General features: G+C 35.1%; 16 protein-coding genes. 3 read left to right on the forward strand and 13 right to left on the reverse strand.

Translation table 11 applies throughout. The annotated features are described in order from the left end of the window. From ACFCYN_RS17040 to ACFCYN_RS17050, 3 genes are all read right to left on the reverse strand, one after another. The coding region (locus ACFCYN_RS17040; RefSeq protein ID WP_375950594.1) for a beta strand repeat-containing protein at positions 1–2,355 on the reverse strand (2,355 nt) is incomplete at its 3' end. Between the two features lie 424 nt (positions 2,356–2,779). Continuing rightward, positions 2,780–3,115, reverse strand: coding sequence for a DUF3992 domain-containing protein (locus ACFCYN_RS17045; RefSeq protein WP_172444416.1), 336 nt, complete (start codon positions 3,113–3,115; stop codon positions 2,780–2,782). 25 nt (positions 3,116–3,140) lie between these two features. Next, complete coding sequence (locus ACFCYN_RS17050; protein WP_375950542.1) at positions 3,141–3,515, reverse strand: DUF3992 domain-containing protein; 375 nt, start codon at positions 3,513–3,515, stop codon at positions 3,141–3,143. 433 nt (positions 3,516–3,948) lie between these two features. Between ACFCYN_RS17050 and ACFCYN_RS17055 the strand changes: the two genes are divergently transcribed. Then, positions 3,949–5,544 carry a peptide chain release factor 3 gene (locus tag ACFCYN_RS17055; RefSeq protein ID WP_375950544.1) on the forward strand — a complete coding sequence of 532 codons (1,596 nt, stop codon included), beginning with the start codon at positions 3,949–3,951 and terminating at the stop codon, positions 5,542–5,544. Between the two features lie 212 nt (positions 5,545–5,756). Here ACFCYN_RS17055 and ACFCYN_RS17060 read toward each other — a convergent pair whose 3' ends face one another. From ACFCYN_RS17060 to ACFCYN_RS17070, 3 genes are all read right to left on the reverse strand, one after another. Next, positions 5,757–8,840 carry an MMPL family transporter gene (locus ACFCYN_RS17060; RefSeq protein ID WP_375950546.1) on the reverse strand — a complete coding sequence of 1,028 codons (3,084 nt, stop codon included), beginning with the start codon at positions 8,838–8,840 and terminating at the stop codon, positions 5,757–5,759. A gap of 27 nt (positions 8,841–8,867) precedes the next feature. Beyond that, positions 8,868–9,380, reverse strand: coding sequence for a MarR family winged helix-turn-helix transcriptional regulator (locus tag ACFCYN_RS17065; RefSeq protein WP_172444387.1), 513 nt, complete (start codon positions 9,378–9,380; stop codon positions 8,868–8,870). A gap of 682 nt (positions 9,381–10,062) precedes the next feature. Further along, positions 10,063–11,070 carry a serine hydrolase domain-containing protein gene (locus ACFCYN_RS17070; RefSeq protein WP_375950548.1) on the reverse strand — a complete coding sequence of 336 codons (1,008 nt, stop codon included), beginning with the start codon at positions 11,068–11,070 and terminating at the stop codon, positions 10,063–10,065. 265 nt (positions 11,071–11,335) lie between these two features. On the opposite strand from ACFCYN_RS17070, the gene ACFCYN_RS17075 reads away from it, so the two are divergent. Further along, entirely contained in the window at positions 11,336–12,133 is a 798-nt protein-coding gene (locus ACFCYN_RS17075; RefSeq protein ID WP_375950550.1) for an HAD family hydrolase, read from the forward strand. 677 nt (positions 12,134–12,810) lie between these two features. On the opposite strand, the gene ACFCYN_RS17080 is transcribed toward ACFCYN_RS17075, so the two are convergent. The 3 genes from ACFCYN_RS17080 to ACFCYN_RS17090 all read right to left on the reverse strand — a co-directional run bounded on the left by ACFCYN_RS17080 (position 12,811) and on the right by ACFCYN_RS17090 (position 14,681). Beyond that, a complete protein-coding gene (locus ACFCYN_RS17080; RefSeq protein WP_375950552.1) occupies positions 12,811–13,722 on the reverse strand; it encodes a DMT family transporter in 912 nt (303 codons plus the stop codon). Then, positions 13,723–14,286: a GNAT family N-acetyltransferase gene (locus tag ACFCYN_RS17085; protein ID WP_375950554.1), complete on the reverse strand. Its 564-nt coding sequence runs from the start codon at positions 14,284–14,286 to the stop codon at positions 13,723–13,725. It lies immediately after the preceding gene. 194 nt (positions 14,287–14,480) lie between these two features. After that, entirely contained in the window at positions 14,481–14,681 is a 201-nt protein-coding gene (locus ACFCYN_RS17090) for a DUF5808 domain-containing protein (RefSeq protein WP_375950556.1), read from the reverse strand. Between the two features lie 624 nt (positions 14,682–15,305). Here ACFCYN_RS17090 and ACFCYN_RS17095 point away from each other — a divergent pair. After that, positions 15,306–15,689, forward strand: coding sequence for a VOC family protein (locus ACFCYN_RS17095; RefSeq protein ID WP_375950558.1), 384 nt, complete (start codon positions 15,306–15,308; stop codon positions 15,687–15,689). A gap of 141 nt (positions 15,690–15,830) precedes the next feature. Here ACFCYN_RS17095 and ACFCYN_RS17100 read toward each other — a convergent pair whose 3' ends face one another. The 4 genes from ACFCYN_RS17100 to ACFCYN_RS17115 form a co-directional block, all read right to left on the reverse strand. Beyond that, positions 15,831–16,739 carry an SH3 domain-containing protein gene (locus tag ACFCYN_RS17100; protein WP_375950560.1) on the reverse strand — a complete coding sequence of 303 codons (909 nt, stop codon included), beginning with the start codon at positions 16,737–16,739 and terminating at the stop codon, positions 15,831–15,833. Positions 16,740–17,122: 383 nt separating this feature from the next. Further along, positions 17,123–18,598 (reverse strand): DHA2 family efflux MFS transporter permease subunit, encoded by a 1,476-nt coding sequence (locus ACFCYN_RS17105; protein ID WP_172444380.1) that lies wholly within the window; start codon positions 18,596–18,598, stop codon positions 17,123–17,125. Between the two features lie 330 nt (positions 18,599–18,928). Further along, complete coding sequence (locus tag ACFCYN_RS17110; RefSeq protein WP_172444379.1) at positions 18,929–19,177, reverse strand: DUF3243 domain-containing protein; 249 nt, start codon at positions 19,175–19,177, stop codon at positions 18,929–18,931. A gap of 158 nt (positions 19,178–19,335) precedes the next feature. Then, positions 19,336–20,199 (reverse strand): DegV family protein, encoded by an 864-nt coding sequence (locus tag ACFCYN_RS17115; RefSeq protein ID WP_375950563.1) that lies wholly within the window; start codon positions 20,197–20,199, stop codon positions 19,336–19,338. Positions 20,200–20,345: the final 146 nt, after the last annotated feature.

Raw genomic sequence — 20,345 nt, forward strand, 5'->3', positions numbered from 1 at the left:
GCCTGTTACTCCTGTCGGGCCCGTTGACCCGGTTGAACCCGTTATCCCTGTTGCTCCTGTTACTCCTGTCGAGCCCGTTATTCCCGTCGAACCCGTTGCTCCAGTCGAGCCCGTTACTCCGGTCGAGCCGGTTATTCCGGTCGGGCCCGTTGTTCCAGTTGAGCCCGTTACTCCTGTTATTCCCGTCGGGCCGGTTATTCCCGTCGAACCCGTTGCTCCAGTCGAGCCCGTTATTCCCGTCGGGCCCGTTGTTCCAGTTGAGCCCGTTATTCCGGTTGCTCCTGTTATTCCCGTCGAGCCCGTTATTCCCGTCGGGCCGGTTTCTCCTGTTGCTCCTGTTATTCCCGTCGAACCCGTTATTCCCGTCGGGCCGGTTATTCCCGTCGAACCCGTTATTCCCGTCGGGCCGGTTATTCCCGTCGAACCCGTTGCTCCAGTCGAGCCGGTTGTTCCAGTTGAGCCCGTTATTCCGGTTGCTCCTGTTATTCCCGTCGAGCCTGTTATTCCCGTCGGGCCGGTTTCTCCAGTTGATCCGGTTTCTCCTGTTATTCCTGTCGAGCCCGTTATTCCCGTCGGGCCCGTTACTCCTGTCGAGCCTGTTATTCCGGTCGGGCCCGTTACTCCTGTCGAGCCTGTTATTCCGGTTGCTCCGGTTTCTCCTGTTGCACCTGTTATTCCGGTTGCTCCTATTATCCCGGTTGCTCCTGTTATCCCTGTCGAGCCCGTTATTCCGGTCGGGCCGGTTGTTCCAGTTGAGCCCGTTATTCCGGTTTCTCCTGTTATTCCCGTCGAGCCCGTTATTCCCGTTGGGCCGGTTGCTCCAGTTGATCCGGTTTCTCCTGTTGCACCTGTTATTCCGGTCGGGCCTGTTACTCCTGTCGAGCCCGTTATTCCCGTCGAGCCTGTTGCTCCTGTTGATCCGGTTTCTCCTGTTGCACCTGTTATTCCGGTCGGGCCTGTTACTCCTGTCGAGCCCGTTATTCCCGTCGAGCCTGTTGCTCCTGTAGGTCCGGTTTCTCCTGTTGCACCTGTTATTCCGGTCGAGCCCGTTATTCCCGTCGGGCCGGTTTCTCCTGTTGCACCTGTTATTCCGGTCGGGCCTGTTATTCCTGTCGAGCCTGTTATTCCCGTCGGGCCTGTTGTTCCAGTTGATCCGGTTTCTCCTGTTGCACCTGTTACTCCTGTCGAGCCCGTTATTCCCGTCGAGCCTGTTGCTCCTGTAGGTCCGGTTTCTCCTGTTGCACCTGTTATTCCGGTCGAGCCCGTTATTCCCGTCGGGCCGGTTGCTCCTGTTGCACCTGTTATTCCGGTTGCACCTGTTATTCCCGTCGAGCCCGTTATTCCCGTTGGGCCGGTTGTTCCTGTTGATCCGGTTTCTCCTGTTGCACCTGTTATTCCGGTCGGGCCTGTTACTCCTGTCGAGCCCGTTATTCCCGTCGAGCCCGTTATTCCCGTCGAGCCTGTTGCACCAGTAGGACCGGTTGATCCTGTTATTCCTGTCGAGCCCGTTATTCCCGTCGGGCCGGTTGCTCCTGTTGTACCTGTTATTCCTGTCGAGCCTGTTAGTCCGGTCGGGCCGGTTGCTCCAGTTGATCCGGTTGAGCCTGTTATTCCTGTCGAGCCTGTTTCTCCGGTTGCTCCTGTTATTCCGGTAGAGCCTGTTATTCCTGTCGGGCCGGTTGTTCCAGTTGATCCGGTTGCTCCTGTTATCCCGGTCGAGCCCGTTATTCCCGTCGAACCCGTTATTCCGGTCGGGCCAGTTTCTCCTGTCGAGCCTGTTACTCCTGTTGGGCCCGTTATTCCGGTTGCACCTGTTATTCCCGTTGATCCGGTTTCTCCTGTTGGTCCTGTTATTCCAGTTGGACCTGTTATCCCGGTCGAGCCCGTTATTCCCGTCGAGCCTGTTACTCCTGTCGAGCCCGTTATTCCAGTCGAGCCCGTTATTCCCGACGGGCCGGTTGCTCCTGTTATCCCTGTCGAGCCTGCTAGTCCGGTCGGCCCAGTTACTCCTGTTGAGCCTGTTATTCCGGTCGAGCCGGTTTCTCCTGTTATTCCCGTTACTCCTGTAGGACCGGTTTCTCCTGTTGGTCCTGTTATTCCCGTTGCTCCTGTAGGACCGGTTTCTCCTGTTGCACCTGCTATTCCTGTCGAGCCCGTTACTCCTGTTGGGCCAGTTGTTCCGGTTGCGCCTGTTTCTCCGGTTGGACCAGTTACCCCTGTCGAGCCCGTTACTCCTGTTGAACCAGTTTCTCCAGTAGCACCTGTTTTTCCGGTCGAGCCCGTTACTCCTGTTGGGCCAGTTGTTCCGGTTGGACCTGTTACCCCTGTCGAACCGGTTATTCCGGTCGGGCCCATTACTCCGGTTGCTCCTGTTTCTCCAGTTGCACCTGTTTTTCCGGTCGGACCAGTTACTCCTGTCGAGCCAGTTATTCCGGTCGGGCCTGTTTCTCCAGTTGCACCTGTTATTCCCGTAAAGCCCGTTACTCCTGTTGGGCCAGTTATTCCGGTTGCTCCTGTTTCTCCAGTTGCACCTGTTACCCCTGTCGAGCCCGTTATTCCCGTCGGGCCGGTCGGACCAGTTTTTTTAATCCCATTACAAGATAAACTATTACAACAACTACATCTATTCGAATTTGAATTTATTCCATTTACATAAGAATATAAAATTCCACTCTCTAATTTATTATTCACATTAAAAAACATGTTTTTTCCTCATTTCATTACATAGTATCGTTCATTCAAATAATCGTGAATAATACTATTTAGATAAAATGAAATATTACATTGAATATCTAACAGTAATACAAAACTCTCCTTCTACAGAGCCAGTTAACCCAGTAGTATCGACTTGAATTTCATCAAATAATTTTTCTGAAAATCCGACACTGCTTTGCGGAGGAACATTTAGAGTGTCAATTACTGTTCCTCCTCTTAAAAAATTCACAACGATATTGTCTGTTCCAGTATCATTTTTAACATATCCAGTTGCTGATATGATTGGAGCTATGTTATTAGTATAAATCGTAATAATCCCTGGTGTATTAACTTGCCAAGTAGTACATACTTTATCTTGAAATATATTTTTAGTTGAACAACAACTTAAACCGTTGCACATTTGCTTATCCCCTCGTTTTCTTTATTTAAACTGAATAACGCGTCGTTATACAAAATTCACCTTGAAACAGTATGTCTGCTCCTATAGGTATAATGGCTTGTATTACATCGAATCTTCTTATTGTAAACGCTAGGCTTGAACCTAAAGTTACAGTTTCAGTATTAATCGTACCCCCTGCAGTGTTTAAAGACACAATTTGTATTGGTAAAGTAGCAGAGCCAACCTCATACTTAACAAACCCAGTTCCAATAATATTTTGATTAATATTATTTTGAAATAAAGGAATGGTAACGGCCGTAGCGTCTCCAACTGCTTGCCATGGAGTACATACTTGATCTTGTACAAAAATCTTTTCTGGACAGCAGCTTAAAGTTATTGTTGAACAATTACATGATGACATATTTATTTAACTCCTCACTCTTTTTTAAATAAAACATAATCTACATATATTAATCAGAAAGACATTAACCTGCTTGTACATTTGTCATAATAAAAAGAATCTACCACTTTAAAATAAGTGATAGTTTCCTTTTTTATATTTATTCATCATATCAACTCATCAATAACCTTAGATCATTTCGTCCATTTAGAACTGGTTTCTCCTATTAGTTAATTCTTGATGAATCTAATACAAAGTTTTACCGTAAAAAAATTCATACATTAATAAAAAATGACGTAATTTATACTAAAAAATAAAATTCTAATTTTATAATTGGATATACTTTGACTATAACTTACATACAAATTGTTTCATCAAACGGTGAATTCTAGTATAATAGATAGGATGTAAAAATTTTATTATGATCTTTGATTTAGAAAGGACTTTATAATAGATGGCAAATAAAGAATTAATGAATGAAGTTGCTAAGCGCCGTATTTTCGGAATTATTTCTCACCCGGATGCAGGTAAAACAACTTTAACTGAAAAATTACTACTTCACGGTGGAGCAATTCGTGAAGCTGGAACTGTAAAAGCTCAAAAGAATTCAAAATATGCAAAGTCTGACTGGATGGAAATCGAAAAGCAACGTGGAATTTCTGTAACATCTTCAGTTATGCAATTTGAATATGATGAAAAAATGGTATCAATTATGGATACTCCTGGTCATAATGATTTTGGTGAAGATACATATCGTGTACTAACTTCTGTTGACTCTGCGGTAATGGTAATTGACGCTGCAAAAGGTATTGAAGCACAGACTAAAAAGCTTTTCCAAGTTTGTCGTATGCGTGGTATTCCTATTTTTACTTTTATGAATAAATTAGATCGCCAAGCTAAAGATCCTTTAGAATTAATGGAAGAATTAGAAGAAGTTCTAGGTATGCCTTCTGTAGCAGTGACTTGGCCAATTGGTAGTGGTATGCAATTTGAAGGAGTATATGATCGTCTAGAAAACGAAGTTCATCTTTTCCGTAAAGACGAAGTCATTAAACTAGGTTCAGAAGGCGTTCACGGTCCAGAATTAGAAGCTCGTTTAGAGCAATCTAATTTAGAAAATTTACGTGATGAAGTTGATCTATTAGAAGGTGCTGGTAATGAATTTAATTTAGATTTGGTTCAATCTGGCGAATTGACTCCTGTGTTCTTTGGAACAGCATTAGTTGATTTTGGAGTTACACCATTTTTAAATCACTTCTTAGATATGTCACCATCTCCAGGACCACGTAAAACGGTAAACGGTGAAGTAAATCCGACGGATGAAGTATTTAGTGGATTTATTTTCAAGATTCAAGCTAATATGAATCCAGCGCATCGTGACCGTATTGCATTTTTACGAATTTGTTCAGGTGTATTTGAACGAGGTATGAACGTAATGCTTTCTCGTACTGGAAAACAAATTAAATTAAGCCAGTCAACACAATTAATGGCAAATGATCGAGACACAATCGACCGTGCATATGCTGGTGATGTAATTGGTATTTATGATTCTGGTACTTACCAAATTGGAGATACAATTACATCCGGTAAACAAAAATTATTCTTTGAACCATTACCAACTTTCCCACCTGAGCTTTTCTTACGTGTTAGCCCAGTTAACTCATTAAAATCTAAGCACTTCCATAAAGGCGTTGAGCAATTAGCTCAAGAAGGTGCGATTCAAGTTTATAAAAATGAATTTAATGAAGTTATTTTAGGTGCAGTTGGACAGCTTCAATTTGAAGTTTTCGAGTATCGTTTAAAAAATGAATATGGTTCTGATATCCGTAAAGACCATGTAGACTATAATATTGCTCGTTGGGTTAAAACTGATGATGTAAAAGGTCTAAAAAAATACCAAGATATGCGTAACATGCTAGTATATGACCGTTTCGAACGTCCTTTATTCTTATTTGCAAATGAATTTACTTTCAATCGCTTTAAGGAACGTCATGAGGAACTAGAATTAGTTGAAGCTCTTGATGTTAATAATGAAATACAAGTAGATTAATCAAAAAGTGGATGTTTTTACATCCACTTTTTTTCTATACCTTTTACACCTATTAAGCCGACCTCATCATTAATTAAGCCACTTTCATTATTTTATCATGCAGTTCAGAAACTTTTTCGTTTACCAGTAATGAATCATTTATTTAGCAACAAAAAAGCCGAACTACTAAAATTAGTAAGTCGGCTTTCTCCTATATAATCTTAAAAGTTTTATTAGATTACATGTTTTTCTGAACTTATTTTATCATTTTTTTTGCTTGAAAATAAATTAGCTAAAGCTTCTGGTAAGGCGATCATAGCCGGTAGGAAGATTGGTAGTAAAATAAAGCAAAGTACTACTAGACCTGTTATTACCGCTATAGCTAGTTCAAACAATAATAAAATCCCAGAAGGCATAAGTGTTGCAAATGTACCACCAAGTATGATTACTGCTGATATAATTACCCCACCTGTATGTTTAGACGCTAATACGATCGCTTCTTTTGCAGGCATATCACCATATTCTTTAAATCTCATCATTAAGAATATGCTGTAGTCTACTCCTAAAGCAACTATAATGATGAACGAGAAGAATGGGACAAATGAAGATATACCTTCATAGCCTAGTAAGTTTATGAAAATATAATTAATCATAAACATGGCAGTATAGTATGCACCTAAAAGTGATGCTGTAATAAATACTGGTGTCCAAAATGATTTTATTACTAAGAACAATACAAGTAATACGCCAATAATTACAATTGTTGTTGTTTTATTTAGATCACTACTTAAAATATTGTTCATATCGTTTGTAGTTGCACTTGGTCCTGCAACTCCTGACTTAGCATGAGAAAGCTCTGTGCCCTTTAGTCCAGTTGAAACAGCTGCATCTATTTTCGTAATTGTATTCAAAGCTTTTTTAGAGTATGGATCGTCTTTTAAAACGACTGTTAGCTTTGTGATTGTTCTATCTTTTGACATAAACATATCAATTGATTGCTTAAAGTTCTTATCAGTCAATGCTTCTTTTGGAATAAAGAACGTTTTATTTGAGTTAAATTGTGTTAAGAAATCGTTTGTTTTCCCTAATCCATCAGAAATTTTCTGTAAGCCACCGTTTACATCAGACAGTTTTTGTCCAAAAGTACTAAAACCATTAATGCCAGCTACAAGTTGCTGCTGACCAGATTTCATTTGACCAAGTCCATCTGATACTTTATTCATATTTGTTACAATTTTCCCTAATCCTGATGAAGCATTACCTAAGCCACTTTCAAGTCTTTTTAATCCATTAGACATTTGAGCTAAACCAGTGCTCATACTAGAAAGATTTTTGTTTGCAGTAGCAAAGCCTGAAGTGACAGCATTGTAGTTAGTATTTAATGCTTTTATCCCTTCTGGTGTGATTTGATTTAAAGCTGCAATTGTTTGATCAAGTGTTTGCTTCAATGCTTGATAATTACTGTCACTATTTGAATTAGCGTAACTAGTTCCTAATGCAGTTACCATTGATTGCATTTGTGAAAGTGCACCTTTCATACCAAGTAGAGCTTGAGCTGCATCTTGATAATGAGAACCCATTTCTTTATAACCTGACTGCATTTTTTCGTAATTACTAGCTAATAGTGAAATACCATTACTCATTTTTAATAAATTCGTATCAATTGTCGCTAAACCATTACTGATCGTTTGTGATTTACTTGAACCATCATTGATCCCTGCTTGTATTTGTTTAATACCGCTACTTAAGGCTGTTACACCATTTTGTAGTTCAGTAGTACCATCTACCATCTGATTAACTTTTGAAAAATCTGCTGATCCAAGTTTATCTTGAGCTAAGCTTAATCCATCATGTATTTCGTTCACACCATCTTGTGTTTTCGAAATTCCATCAGTAACACTTCCCATTTGGCTATCAACATAAAAACTATCTATTTGCTTACCTTCTGGTTGTGTTACGGAAGAAACTTGCTTAACTCCTTTTATAGTTTTAAGCCTCTCAGTAACATTATCTATTACTGCAAGTGATTGATTGTTATCAAGTGCTTTGTTATTCTCAATGACAACAGTTGCAGGCATTGCCTGACCTTTACCAAAATGATCTGCTACTATATTAAATCCTTTTGATGAAGGGTATTTATTTCCAAGTTCTCCAATTGTATCGAAGTTAAGTTTTTCTTTATGAAAATAAACCATAGGAGTTAAAATCAATAAAATAACAACAATTGTTATAATTGGTTTCTTAATTGCAAATGCAGAAGAATTACCAAAAAACTTGTTTTCTTTATGTCCACTAACATTTTTAGAAGGCCAGAAAAGTTTTTTTCCTAAAACCTTCATAATAAACGGAGTTAATGTCAAAATTTCTAGTAATAATATACATACACCAATTACAACGACAACCCCTGATTTATAAATTGGAGATTCAGCAAAAACAAGTGCAAGGAACGCGATAAAAACAGTAAGAATACTATATGCGATCGTTTTACCTGCTGTTTTATATGTGTTTACAATTGAATCATCAACTGAATTACCTAGTGAAAGTTCTTCTCTAAAACGATTAAAAAGAAGGATATTATAATCCGTACCAACACCAAAAAGAATTAGTATTAATAGCATTTGAGTAAGACTAGTGATTGGAAATCCAGCTTTATCAATTAATTGAGCTGCAATCCCCATTGAGCAAAGATAAGAAAATGCAACTGCTATTAATGATACAAACGGTGTAACAATTGATCTAAACGCAATAATTAATACGACTAAAATAAATACAACTGTCAGTGCAGCACTTTTTTCTACACCTGATTGTGAAGCTTTTAAATAATCATTATTAATAAAGTCTTCACCGCTAAGATAATATTTAACAGGAACATTACTTAGCTTTTGATCAAGTTGTTTTTGAATATCATCAATTTCTCTTCCGTTTTTATCGAGTTTATAACTCACCATTAACGTTTTACCGTCTTTTGAAATTAATGAACTTTTTGCATTCGGAATACTAAATGGATCAATAATTTCCGATATTCTTAGTTCTTTACTACTATCGCGTACTGCTTTAACAGCATCGCCGATTTTTTCCATTTCATCATTGGAAATCTTGTTTTTATCATAAAAAACAATTAAGTTATTCGTGCCTTTTGTTGTATCCATTTTTTTTAGGATATTATCTGCCATAACTGAAGGAGAATTACTATTTGCCCCTTCTTGCCCCTTATTCCGTAGTATTGCATTAATGTCAGGCTGAATTGCAGTCAGTACTACAGTCGCAATTAACCAGATCGAAAAAATGATCCAGCGACCTTTTATTATTTTTCGCATTTAATCCCCGCCCAATCTCTTTATAGCTTAAAGATTTTTTTTTCCTTTTTCCTCATCAAGAAAATACAATACATCAAAGAATTCATAATTATCCATTCCATCTGTTTCCATCTTTTTCGTAACAGCTGTAACTAATAATTTTAATCCCTGTTCTACAATTTCCTGATCACTCGTCTCCATAAGACCTAATGCACTATTTATTGACTTGTTTGCAATTTCTGAAATACTGCCATTAATTTCATCTGCAATACCCTCAGGTAAGGAGATTTCAACAAATCGTTTATCGTTTGGATTTGGTGTTTTTAATAATAGTCCCTTTGTCGTTAACCGTTCAACAATATCTGAAACAGTACTTTGTGTCATTTTTAAATTTTTAGAAAGCTGTTTTATACTCATTGTTTTATGAGCATAAACTTCCCCAATCACTCTTGCTTGCGGAATAGTAACACCATGCTCTTCTGAATGTTTCTGTAGACTTTTCATTAAAAATCGTTGTAAAAAATCTATGGATTCACGAATAAATTCGGCTCTTTCTACCATTTAATCCCTCCTTTTAAATACTTCCCAAAAAATACATCTTATACGATGTATCGCATAAGATTTATATTAAAAGTCAGAGTCCAAATTGTCAATTTATATAATAGAAGATTCATGAAAAATATTCCTCTTTTAATCCTAAATGTTCATTTTTAAGTTAAAAATAAGGATGCCTAATTAGACATCCTTTTCCAAATTTGCAATTCTCCTAAATTATGTAGCGTTCGCTAGCGTTATTCTCTTAAACGCGATTCATTCTTTTTTTGATTTTTAAATTGTTTCCAACACATAATTGAGAAAGCACAACATCCAATAAAAAATAATAAGCCACTAAACCAATTTTTATATTCATTTGGTATCATATCGAGGTATGGAATTGAAGGACGGAACTTAAAATAATCTATTACAAAGTGCCTTTTAATGATTTTATATAACGAAATGAGTAACTACCCAATAATTGCGGTAATTAAACTATCTCTAATGGTCGCGATGGAAATCTTGTAAACATTGCCCTTATAAAGCTTCTCAAACAATTGACGGGTTGAGTACAAAATAACAAAAAACAAATTCATAAAATTATTATTTACAAAATTAGATAGAGTCATTTTCTCACATTTGGGTGAATTTCACCTTTTTTAAAGATTTTCAATTATTATTTAGCTAGACTGCTTTTGATGAATGCAGCCTATCCCATAAATGCATCTGCAACCAGATTACTGAATTCCCTTAAATAATGGAGATAATTATTCCCACCATAGTTATATCTTTTGTTATACATTTTAGCAACAACAACATTATATTTAGGGATTACGAGAATAGTTGGACCTGTTATCCCTAATATTTGGTATGAACCTCGTGGTACTCGATCACCAATCTCACTATATATTCTCGGAAAATCTTGCACATACCAAAACAATCCATTCTGTGGTAAATCTATATTTTTATTGTTATAATTTTGAACTTGAGTTGCTATTTCAATAACTTCCTTCGGGACGATCTGTTTTCCATTGATATTCCCTTTATTCAAATGAAGATTACCCCAATATGCAAATTCTCTTGTAGTGACATGTAAGTTAGACTCAGAACCATCACTCGAATATCCCAATTTAAATGATGCTTCTTTGTCCGGATTATCTATTACTTTAACTAAACGTTCAATTTCTTTTGTTTCCCAACTAGTTTCTTTTAATCCTAATGGTATAAAGACCCTTTCTTTTAGGAGTTCTGGAAAGTTTTTGTTATACAGATTTTTTATGAGATTTGTCATCATTAATATGTTAATACCGCGATATGCCCATCCTTGGCCTGGTTCAAATTCTCTATAAATGCTTCCGTTATCTGCCTCATTCAAACCATGGGAATGTGTAACTAAATGTCTTATAGTTGTTTTTCCAAGTAAACCTTTATCAAGTTCATCAAAATAATCAATTGCATAATCATCAAGGCTTTTAATTTTACCTTCATATATTGCAAATGCAACTGCTAATCCTAAATAGCTTTTTCTGGCAGAGGCAACATTGAACTTTGAATTACAGGTTACCGGTATAGAAATAGGAGAATGACAATGAAAGCCATTATAATTTTCTAGTACAATCTTATTATCTTTCATGATTAATAGAGCTGAAGCAGAACTTTGATTTCGAACTTTTAGATCCTCTACCCAGTTGATTATTTCTTTAAATCGATCACTCATTTACTTTATCCACCTATATTCCTTTTTTTATCTATAAATTCAACAAATAATTAAGTGTCCCTTGTAAATTACATTTTATTCGCTGTTAATCATCCGTTTTCCCAAAGTGAACAAAATCCATAGAGATCTGTTTCATTGATTATTGATAGAATCTCCTTCTTTTTTACCTACAAAATAAACTTCAATAAATCTATACACAAAGTTTACTAGGCTTTAATATTCAGATGATATGATTGGTTTAACTTCAAATGAGGGGGCAGAATAAATGAATGTACGTGCAGTTTTTATTGATATGGATGGGACCCTACTAACAGTCTCAAACAACATTTCTCGCCGAAATATGGAAGCTATTAATAAGCTCATTGATCAGGGAATCATGGTTTTTCTAGCAACTGGTCGACACTATGAGGTAACCGCTCCTTATCATAAAGAAATTGGATTAAAAACTCCGATGATCTGTTTGAACGGTGCGGCCATTCATGATGGAGAGACAGGAAGAATGCTTCAAAAAAATACAGTCAATGTGGACGAAGAATTATTCCATCATCTGACTGCTGAAAACCCTTGTAATGTTATTATCCATACAGCTAATGGACTTTACTGTAAGGAAATAAATGAAGAAATTGATTATTGGACAAAAATTGGGAAAATTCCACCACGATACACTGGTGATTTAAGACAAGCTAATTATAATGATGTTCTTAAATATAGTGTTCGAACAGGTGTACAAAATACTGAACTATCTTCTTTATTTAAAAAAGAAGCTGAAGTCATCGATTGGAACGACGGTTTTGAAATGGTAGCTCCAAATGTATCAAAATGGTCCGCGATCAAAAACTTACTTCATGCATATCAAATTAATCCAACTGAAGTCGTAGCGATCGGAGACGGACCAAATGATATTGAAATGCTTCGTCAAGTTGGTACCGGTGTGGCTATGGGGAACGCTAGAGAAGAAATTAAAGCAGTTGCTGACTTTGTAACTGGACATCATGAAAATGATGGATTAGCTGAATTTTTAGAACGTTATCTGCTTACATCAAAAGAACCATTTGCGATTTAGTAAGTAGGAGTAAATTCTAAATCTTCAGTTAGAACAAAGGCTCAGAATAAAATCTGGGCCTTTTTGGCATATTCACATAATCATTACTTATAAAAATAATTTTTATCACATTTTATTTCCATGTCTCTGTTAAACGATAAGCTCATATATTAATTGACCATAAACTCTGAGTAATTTAAATTACGACTCTTGATAGACTTCGTATTCTATCCCATTCCTTGATGTTCATCCAGGAAATTTTACCTTAGTATGTTTTTTACATTCTAATTTGTCCATTACTTAGAGCAATAGTTTGTTCCCCTACTATTCTTTCGTGTTTTGATCATCAGACTACATTCATACAATAAGAATGTTTTTTATGCTCAATAAATACCAGACAGGTCTTAATGCCGGGACTTGAAACGGCTGTTAATGTAGCAAGTAAGTTCTAATTAACAAAATATATTTCGTTATTACTTTGGAACCCTAGACCTAGTCTAGGGTTTTTATTTCTACAAAAAAGCGATGCCTTTTATATGCATCGCCAAAATTATTTGAACTTATGATACTAGTAAAATAAAGACGCTGAATTTATTTTCACTAAAACCTTTAAATCGCCTCTTTCTAATACATGTTCTACGACCATCACAGCCATCAAATCTTTGGATTTTGTATCATACAAATTTCACTCTTGAGTTTCATGCTTTTTTAGAGTCATATTGAAAAGTCGTTTTCTGTTTTGGTTCTTTTATTGATAAATAAACCGCAATAAGAATAATAATACTTCCGACGAAAAAAGAACGTTTAATTTCTTCATTTAATAAAAAGTAGCCAAAAATTGTACCAATTAATGGCTGTAAAAAGAAAAAGAGAGATCCAGTAGACGTGTCAATATATTCAAACCCTTTATTCCATAGATAAAATGCTCCAGCTGTAGAAATCGTTCCTAAAAATATTACCCCAAGCCAAATCCATAGATTAGTAGGTAAATCAGTCATGTGTTTCGATTGTTCTATTATTGAAATAGGTAAAGTGAAAATTACTCCAAATACAGTTGCCCATGTAGTTACCGTTAACGAAGAATACTTTTGAGTCTGAACTTTACTTAAAACCGTATATAATGCCCAAGTTATTGCTGCACCTACTAAAATAAGATTTCCAAAATATGCTCCTATATTTGAATCACCTTTTGGAAAACCTATTACAACAACAACTCCAATAGTAGCTAATAATAATGAAATGATTTTACGACTATTAATCTTTTCTTTTAAGATAAAAAATGCAAATAGAGATATTAATGCAGGTGAAGCTGATGTGATTAATGAGCCCATCGCCGCTCCAGAAAGTTTAGTTCCAACAAATTGTAGTCCAATTGAACCGGTGTAGCCTACCAATGCTATAATTGCCATTGGAAATAGATCTTTCTTGCTTATTTTCCAGCTTTTTTGAAAAAAGCTAATGATTCCTAATGTTACTAAAGCTAGTAAAAATCTTATTTCTAATAATAGCCAAGGAGAAATACTATCTAATACTACTTTACTGACGACATATGTCATCCCCCAAATACTAGCAGCTAACGATAAATATATTGCTCCTTTAAAGAAATTCAATTATAAATCATCTCCTAAATCATTCCATTCACTTTTTGAAAGTTCAAATATGATATCAGTTACATATCTCCCTTTAAAATAAGAGTTTTCAATTGTTTCAACCTGTTTAAAACCTAATTTCTTTATTAATTTTATTGAAGAAGTATTTTGTTCGATTGCTATTGCTATTATTTTCTCTTTATTTAATTCATTGAATAAATAAGCTAAAAGTGCTTTTAAAGCTTCAGTAGCATAGCCCTTATTTTGAAACTCCGGCTCTAAAGTAAAGCCAATTTCAACTTGATTTGGTTCAGTTAATGTATGTACTCCGATGTCACCTATTAATCCACCAGATTTTTTATTTTCAATCGCTACTTGAACCCATGAATCTGGAATATTCATTGCAGCACTTATTTGTTTTTCTATAAAATCAGACGCCTGCTCAACTGTATATTTCTCCCACCCTTGATAAATAGCCACATCCGGATTCGAACGATATTTATAAAAGTTGTTTAAGTCTTCATCTTTAAACCTTCTAAGCCTTAACCGACTTGTTTCAATCTCAAAAAATTTTGCTCTACTCATTTTACACCTCAACTATTCACATATTACTAAATGTCTTACTATTATACTTAGAAATTTCAAAATAAACATTATTTTTTTCACTTAAATTTCTAATGGTGCATTGAATCAACTTACTAAAACAATAAGTTCTATGCTAAAAAAAAGACAACAAAATAATCTAACAAAACTTCCATTAACAGATAAAAGTATTCATTTTAATGATTACGTAAAAAAATGATCCCAATGATTACAATTATTAATATCCAAGAAATTGGATTCGCCCAGTTAACCGTCCATCCTATTCCAAATGCTTTAGGTATTAAAAAATTCGAATCTTCCTTGTTAAAATAAAAGAAAGCTCCATTTTTCTTTCTATACTCATCTATTTCAGTATGTGTCCACTTCCGCTTACTCAAAACCGCTCACATCCTAAAGTTTATGTTTTTTTTAATTTTCTTCACACTATTTATTCATTTAAGGAGAAATTCTGACGACTAAATAAATTAACTAGCATACTTCGACAATATCACAACACTTTCCTTGTTTTTTAGATCAAATTCGTGTTTTGTATTTTAAACTAATGTAACATAATTTAAAGCACGATCTTCAAGTTGAAGTATTTCACAAAATAATGGATTAAATATAAGCTTTACTAAGCAGATTGTTGATTTTCATTTAAATAGCTGTTTAATGCAAAAAGAATTGTCTGAAATTCTACGTTAAAATTGCAAATTCCCCAAAGTTACTAATTACAACTATGTTGGTAAAATTAAATTGTTATTCCTTTCAAAACTAAAGAAGGCAATTATGGCTTATGGCACTATTTTTTTAATACCAATACTATATAGGATTTTATTCATATCCCCTTATTTCAGCCTCGTCTTTTTTGTGTGCTAAATTCGGTAAAGTCACATGATAATTGAAAAAAGTAGTATCCATAAAAGGTATCTCCTTTCAATGTTTATGGTGCCTGACACTGATTTTTTTATATTGTATGTTATACTATTTCGAAGAATTGATATTAATAGGAGGTAAGCATTATGGCTGTTAAAAAACTCGAACATGTAGGGATACAAGTAAGAGATATAGATACGTCGATCGAATTTTATACTAGAGTTGTGGGATTAGTGTTTTTAGAAAAACAGGACCATATCGATCCAAAGATTAAATTAGCGTTCTTAGGATTTGAGGATTCAAAGGAACCGATTGTAGAATTAATTTCTGGTTATAACCCAGATTTACCAGCAGAGGGGAAAGTTCATCACCTTGCATTTGCAGTAGATAATATTGAAGCGGAGATCGCACGTGTTAAGGAACTTTATGTAACATTTGTAGACGAGTCAATCACAACGTTGCCAAGTGGATCAAAATATATCTTCTTTTATGGACCAGATGGAGAGTGGATTGAATTTTTCCAGTCTTAATAATTAAAGTCTAACTTTTATAATTTAAAAACAATAAAACTAACATTTAAATAGAACAGAGCCTAAATAAAAAAGAGTGTAGAGAACTATTAAGTTTTCTCTACACTCTTTACGTCTAAAATATTAGCTAGTTTAAAAATATTAATATTGACTTAATTTATTCAATGGCGTTTGAATAATAAGCGGTTTTTTTGCGGGATCTAACCATTTTAAAATTGATACTACATTCGTTTTTGAAGTAGCTGTGCAACCTGCAGTATAGCCTGAAGTTCCTGCTATATGGAAAAATATTGCACTTCCTTTTCCTGGCGTTCTCGCTTGATTATAGTTTATAACAAACCCATAATCATATTGTGAAATGTTCATCTTCTCTGCAGTTTTCCATCTACCATTATTAGCTGATGCTGCTTGCCAAGTATTATACAATTTACTATTCGAATCATCGACCCATACATCATTGGACGTGATTTTTCGATACGTCATTTTAGTTCCTGGATTTGTATTTCTTCCAAAAGCTGTCGTTATTGTATATTTTCCTTCCGGTGTTTCGTAGTCACCTTCATGTTTATTACTAATCATGCCATTTTTACCGATCACACCTGTGTATGTATGTAACTTCTTCCAAGTAGATCCACTTTTTTCAAATGTCTCTATTAAAGCATTTCTCGTACTTTCATTGCTAGCTGAAACAACGATTAATTGTTTTGATGTACCTAAAGTTTTCATTTTGTTCACAGTCGCTGCTGAAACTGTTGTAGCGGATTTTTTTATGTATTTACTTGAAACCCATCCAGTCTTGCTTCCGCTAGTAATTTTATACCAAGTTCCACTTGTGCTTGTAATTGAAACTTTTGCACCTTTTTTAAGTGTTCCAACAATTTTATTGCTAGTGCTCGGACCACTTCTAACATTTAATACAGTTGCAGTTACTGTACCATTAACTGTAGCAGCTTCCACTGTCTTAATCGCATTTGGAGTAATATTACTATAGAATAAACCTCCAGTTAAAATTGAAAGCGCTAAAGTTGTTTTGCAAATACTTTTAATCATTTAATCAGCTCCATTGTAAAGTAAATCGATCTTCATGAGCCTCTATTATACAGAACTAACCTTTACATAATAAGGACATTTTTATTACAATTCAACTTGTATTATAACATTTCTTTTAAAATTGTAGAAACTATTAAAATTTGTCCGATTAGTACTAAATTATTTTAAACAGCGTCTAAAATACAGCGAATATTAATATTGCATTCCAAAGTATTGATGGGCTAAAGCTACTATTAGCATACTCATAAAGCGTTTATGAGTGTATAAAAGACAATGATGATGAAAATATGTTCCATCATGTTGAACAATAATTGACAAACTCATTTTTCAACACAATAAAAAAACAGAAGCCAAACTATTTCTAGGCTTCTGTTTTTAATTTATTAATGTCCTACCATCATTGAAGATTTTGATTCGTCAAGTTCAGCTTGTGACGCATCAGAGTCTTTCAATTTCGGTTTACGTAAGATGATTGCTAATAACGCACCTGCTAATGCGATTCCTGCAGCAAGTAAGAATGTATCACCAAACGCTGAAATCATTGCATTTAAAGGATTCTTTGCTGTTGCCATATAATCTTTTGTGCTAGATGTTAAGAATCCAGCCATACCTGCTACAGCAAATGAAACCATAACTTGCTGTGCAGCAGCAGTTAATGGCGTAACACGACTTACTAAATGTCTAGGTGCTGATTGTAATACATGTGTATTAATTGGCATCATTGATAAGCCCATTCCAGCGCCCATCATTGCAAGAGTTAACATGATGAATGTATTTGATGAATCAACTGAAATCTTAGAGAAAATGAAAAGTGCAGATGTAATGATTGTTAAACCAACTAGTGCCATCGGTCTTGCACCAACTTTATCATACATCTTACCACCGATTGGCATCATTAAAGCGGATGCTAAAGCTTGTGGTAACATGATTAAGCCTGTTTCAAACGCTCCATATTGCTTAACTGTTTGTAAAAATAATGGAACGATTAAGAACGAACCAAATAACGCAATTTGCATAATCCATGTGATTAAAATACTTCTAACAAAATCAGATGATTTAAAAACACGTAATTCAAGTAGCGGTTGTTTTTGACGAAGCTCAACTACGATGAAAAGTAATAGTGCTACTCCACCAACGATTAAGCCTGTTAATGTCCCTTTAGAAGTCCAACTAGTTGCACTTTGGCTAACTCCGTATGCTAACATTGAAAAAGCGATTGGAGCAATAATAATCCCTAATCCATCAAGTGATGGTACTGATTTCGTTTCAAAATTCGGTAAGAATTTAAATCCGATGATCATCGCAATAATACCGATTGGTAGATTAATTAAGAAAATCCAGTGCCATGTAGAATATTCTACAAACCATCCTGAAATAACTGGACCTAGTGCAGGAGCAAGTAACATTGGAATTCCTAGCATTCCCATAATTGATCCGATTTTTTCTGGAGGTGCTAATCTAAAGATGATTGCCATTCCGATTGGAGCAACCATTCCTCCGCCTATTCCTTGAATGACACGGAATAAAATTAACTGCTCTGGTGATTGTGCAACTGAGCAAAGTACTGAACCGATCGTGAAAAATAGAATCGTTAAAATGAAAATTCTCTTTGCACCAAATCGATCAGACATCCATCCTGCAAGTGGAATTACTGCTGATAATGCTAAAGTATATCCGGTAATCGTCCACTGCATTTTTGTTAAGTCAGACTTAAAGTATTCCGTAATCCCTGGTAATGCCACGTTTACTACGGTACTGTCTAAAATAACCATGATCATCCCTACGATTACTGCCATCATAGGACCAATAATCGTTTTTACGCTAAACGGCTTCTCAGCCGTATCATGCTGATTATTCATATTTTATCCCCATTTCTTCTATATATATTTTGAAAAACTTGTTCAAAATGCTCAAAAATTTAGTAGTCCAATAATCAAAAAAATAATAACCATGCAATTTGAACAGAAAGTTTATCATACAAAAAACTAAACAAATTGTAAATGGTAAATGTTTCTACTTCAGAAACAGTATTCACAATAAGTACAGTATATTTGATGTTTTAGTCCATTTCAAGTTTAATTTTCATTAATATTTGTAGATTTTGTGTAAACAGAATAAAACTCCTATCGAAAAAAAATAGCCTTTATGATTTTATTCACAAGGCTATTTTTTAATTACACTAATGTTAGTTATTTGTTTTTAACGTACTTCATCATTAAGCCTGCAATTGTATGTTGCTCTTGTTCATCTGCAACATTCCAAAGGTCTTTTAAGATTTGTTCTTCTGCATTTTTAGGCTCAACTTCATTTGCTAAATAATTTCCTAAGCGATATGCCATTTCATTAATAGCGCCTTCTCCAACACCTTTTTCGCCTGTTGCTTCTAAACGATCACCTAAAAAATCTTTCCATTGATCCCAGTTATCTAAAATTGACATTGCTTTCACCTCATAAAATTAAAGTTGAAGATTACATAAATACTATTTACTTCTTTCAAAGAAATTATGTATCAGAAATTATCCTGGTATTGCTTTTTAGAAGTATTAAAAAAAGAGCTATCTTCACCTTTTTGATGAAATTTAGCTCTAATTTTATCTTATTGTTTGTTTTCATTCATAAAAAATATAGCCAATGTACCTGGACCTGCATGTGCGCCAATTGCTGATCCAATTGAATTAATGACAAATTCCTTACTTCCAAACGCTTCGGCCACTGCATTTTTTACCTCGATGGCTTTATCTAAATCGTCCCCATGAGATATACCAATAATTTGACCCGATAAATTTGTTCCTCTTGATTCCATAATTTCAAGAATTCTTTTCAACACTTTTTTAGAACCTCTAATTTTTTCAAGTGGAATTAGTTTCCCATCTTCAACGTGTAAGATCGGTTTAATATTTAATAAATTCCCAACAAATCCTGCAACTTTACTTAAGCGACCACCACGCACTAAATACTGTAAGTCATCGACAGTGAAAATATGCTCAATATGTTGAATATTATTTTTTATATTCAAAACAACTTCTTCTTTCGTTGCACCGCTACTTGCTAGTTTTGCTGCATTAACAGCAATTAACCCTTGTCCAATCGAAGCACCTTTTGTATCATAAATCTCTAAATCAAAGTCAGGAAATTCTTCCTTCAGCTCATTTTTTACCATTACCGTTGATTGATATGTACCTGAAAGTTCAGACGAAAAAGCGATGTATATACACGACGTATTTTCTTTTGCATATTTAATAAACGTATTATATATATTCTCGTATGAAGGAAGTGAAGTTTTAAATACTTTTCCATTGCGCATTTCATTAAATAAAGTTTTTGAATCTAATGTTACCCCATCAAAGAATTCTTTTTCATCTTCCGAATAAACTCTTAGAGGAATCACATCAATATTGTATTCCTCAATTATTTCTTTAGGCAAATCAGCCGCACTATCTGTTATTATTTTTACATTCATATATTCTTACCTCGGTTTCAAAAATTAATTTATTCTATTTTCTCATATAATGTTATGACAGAAAAACAAAATGTTTTAATTTACTTTTAATAATTAGTTATTAGCTATTAAAAATAATATACCTTCTTTTTTTCAGATTCTTCACA

Source organism: Gottfriedia sp. NPDC056225, assembly GCF_042267765.1.
Taxonomy (GTDB): domain Bacteria; phylum Bacillota; class Bacilli; order Bacillales; family Bacillaceae_G; genus Gottfriedia.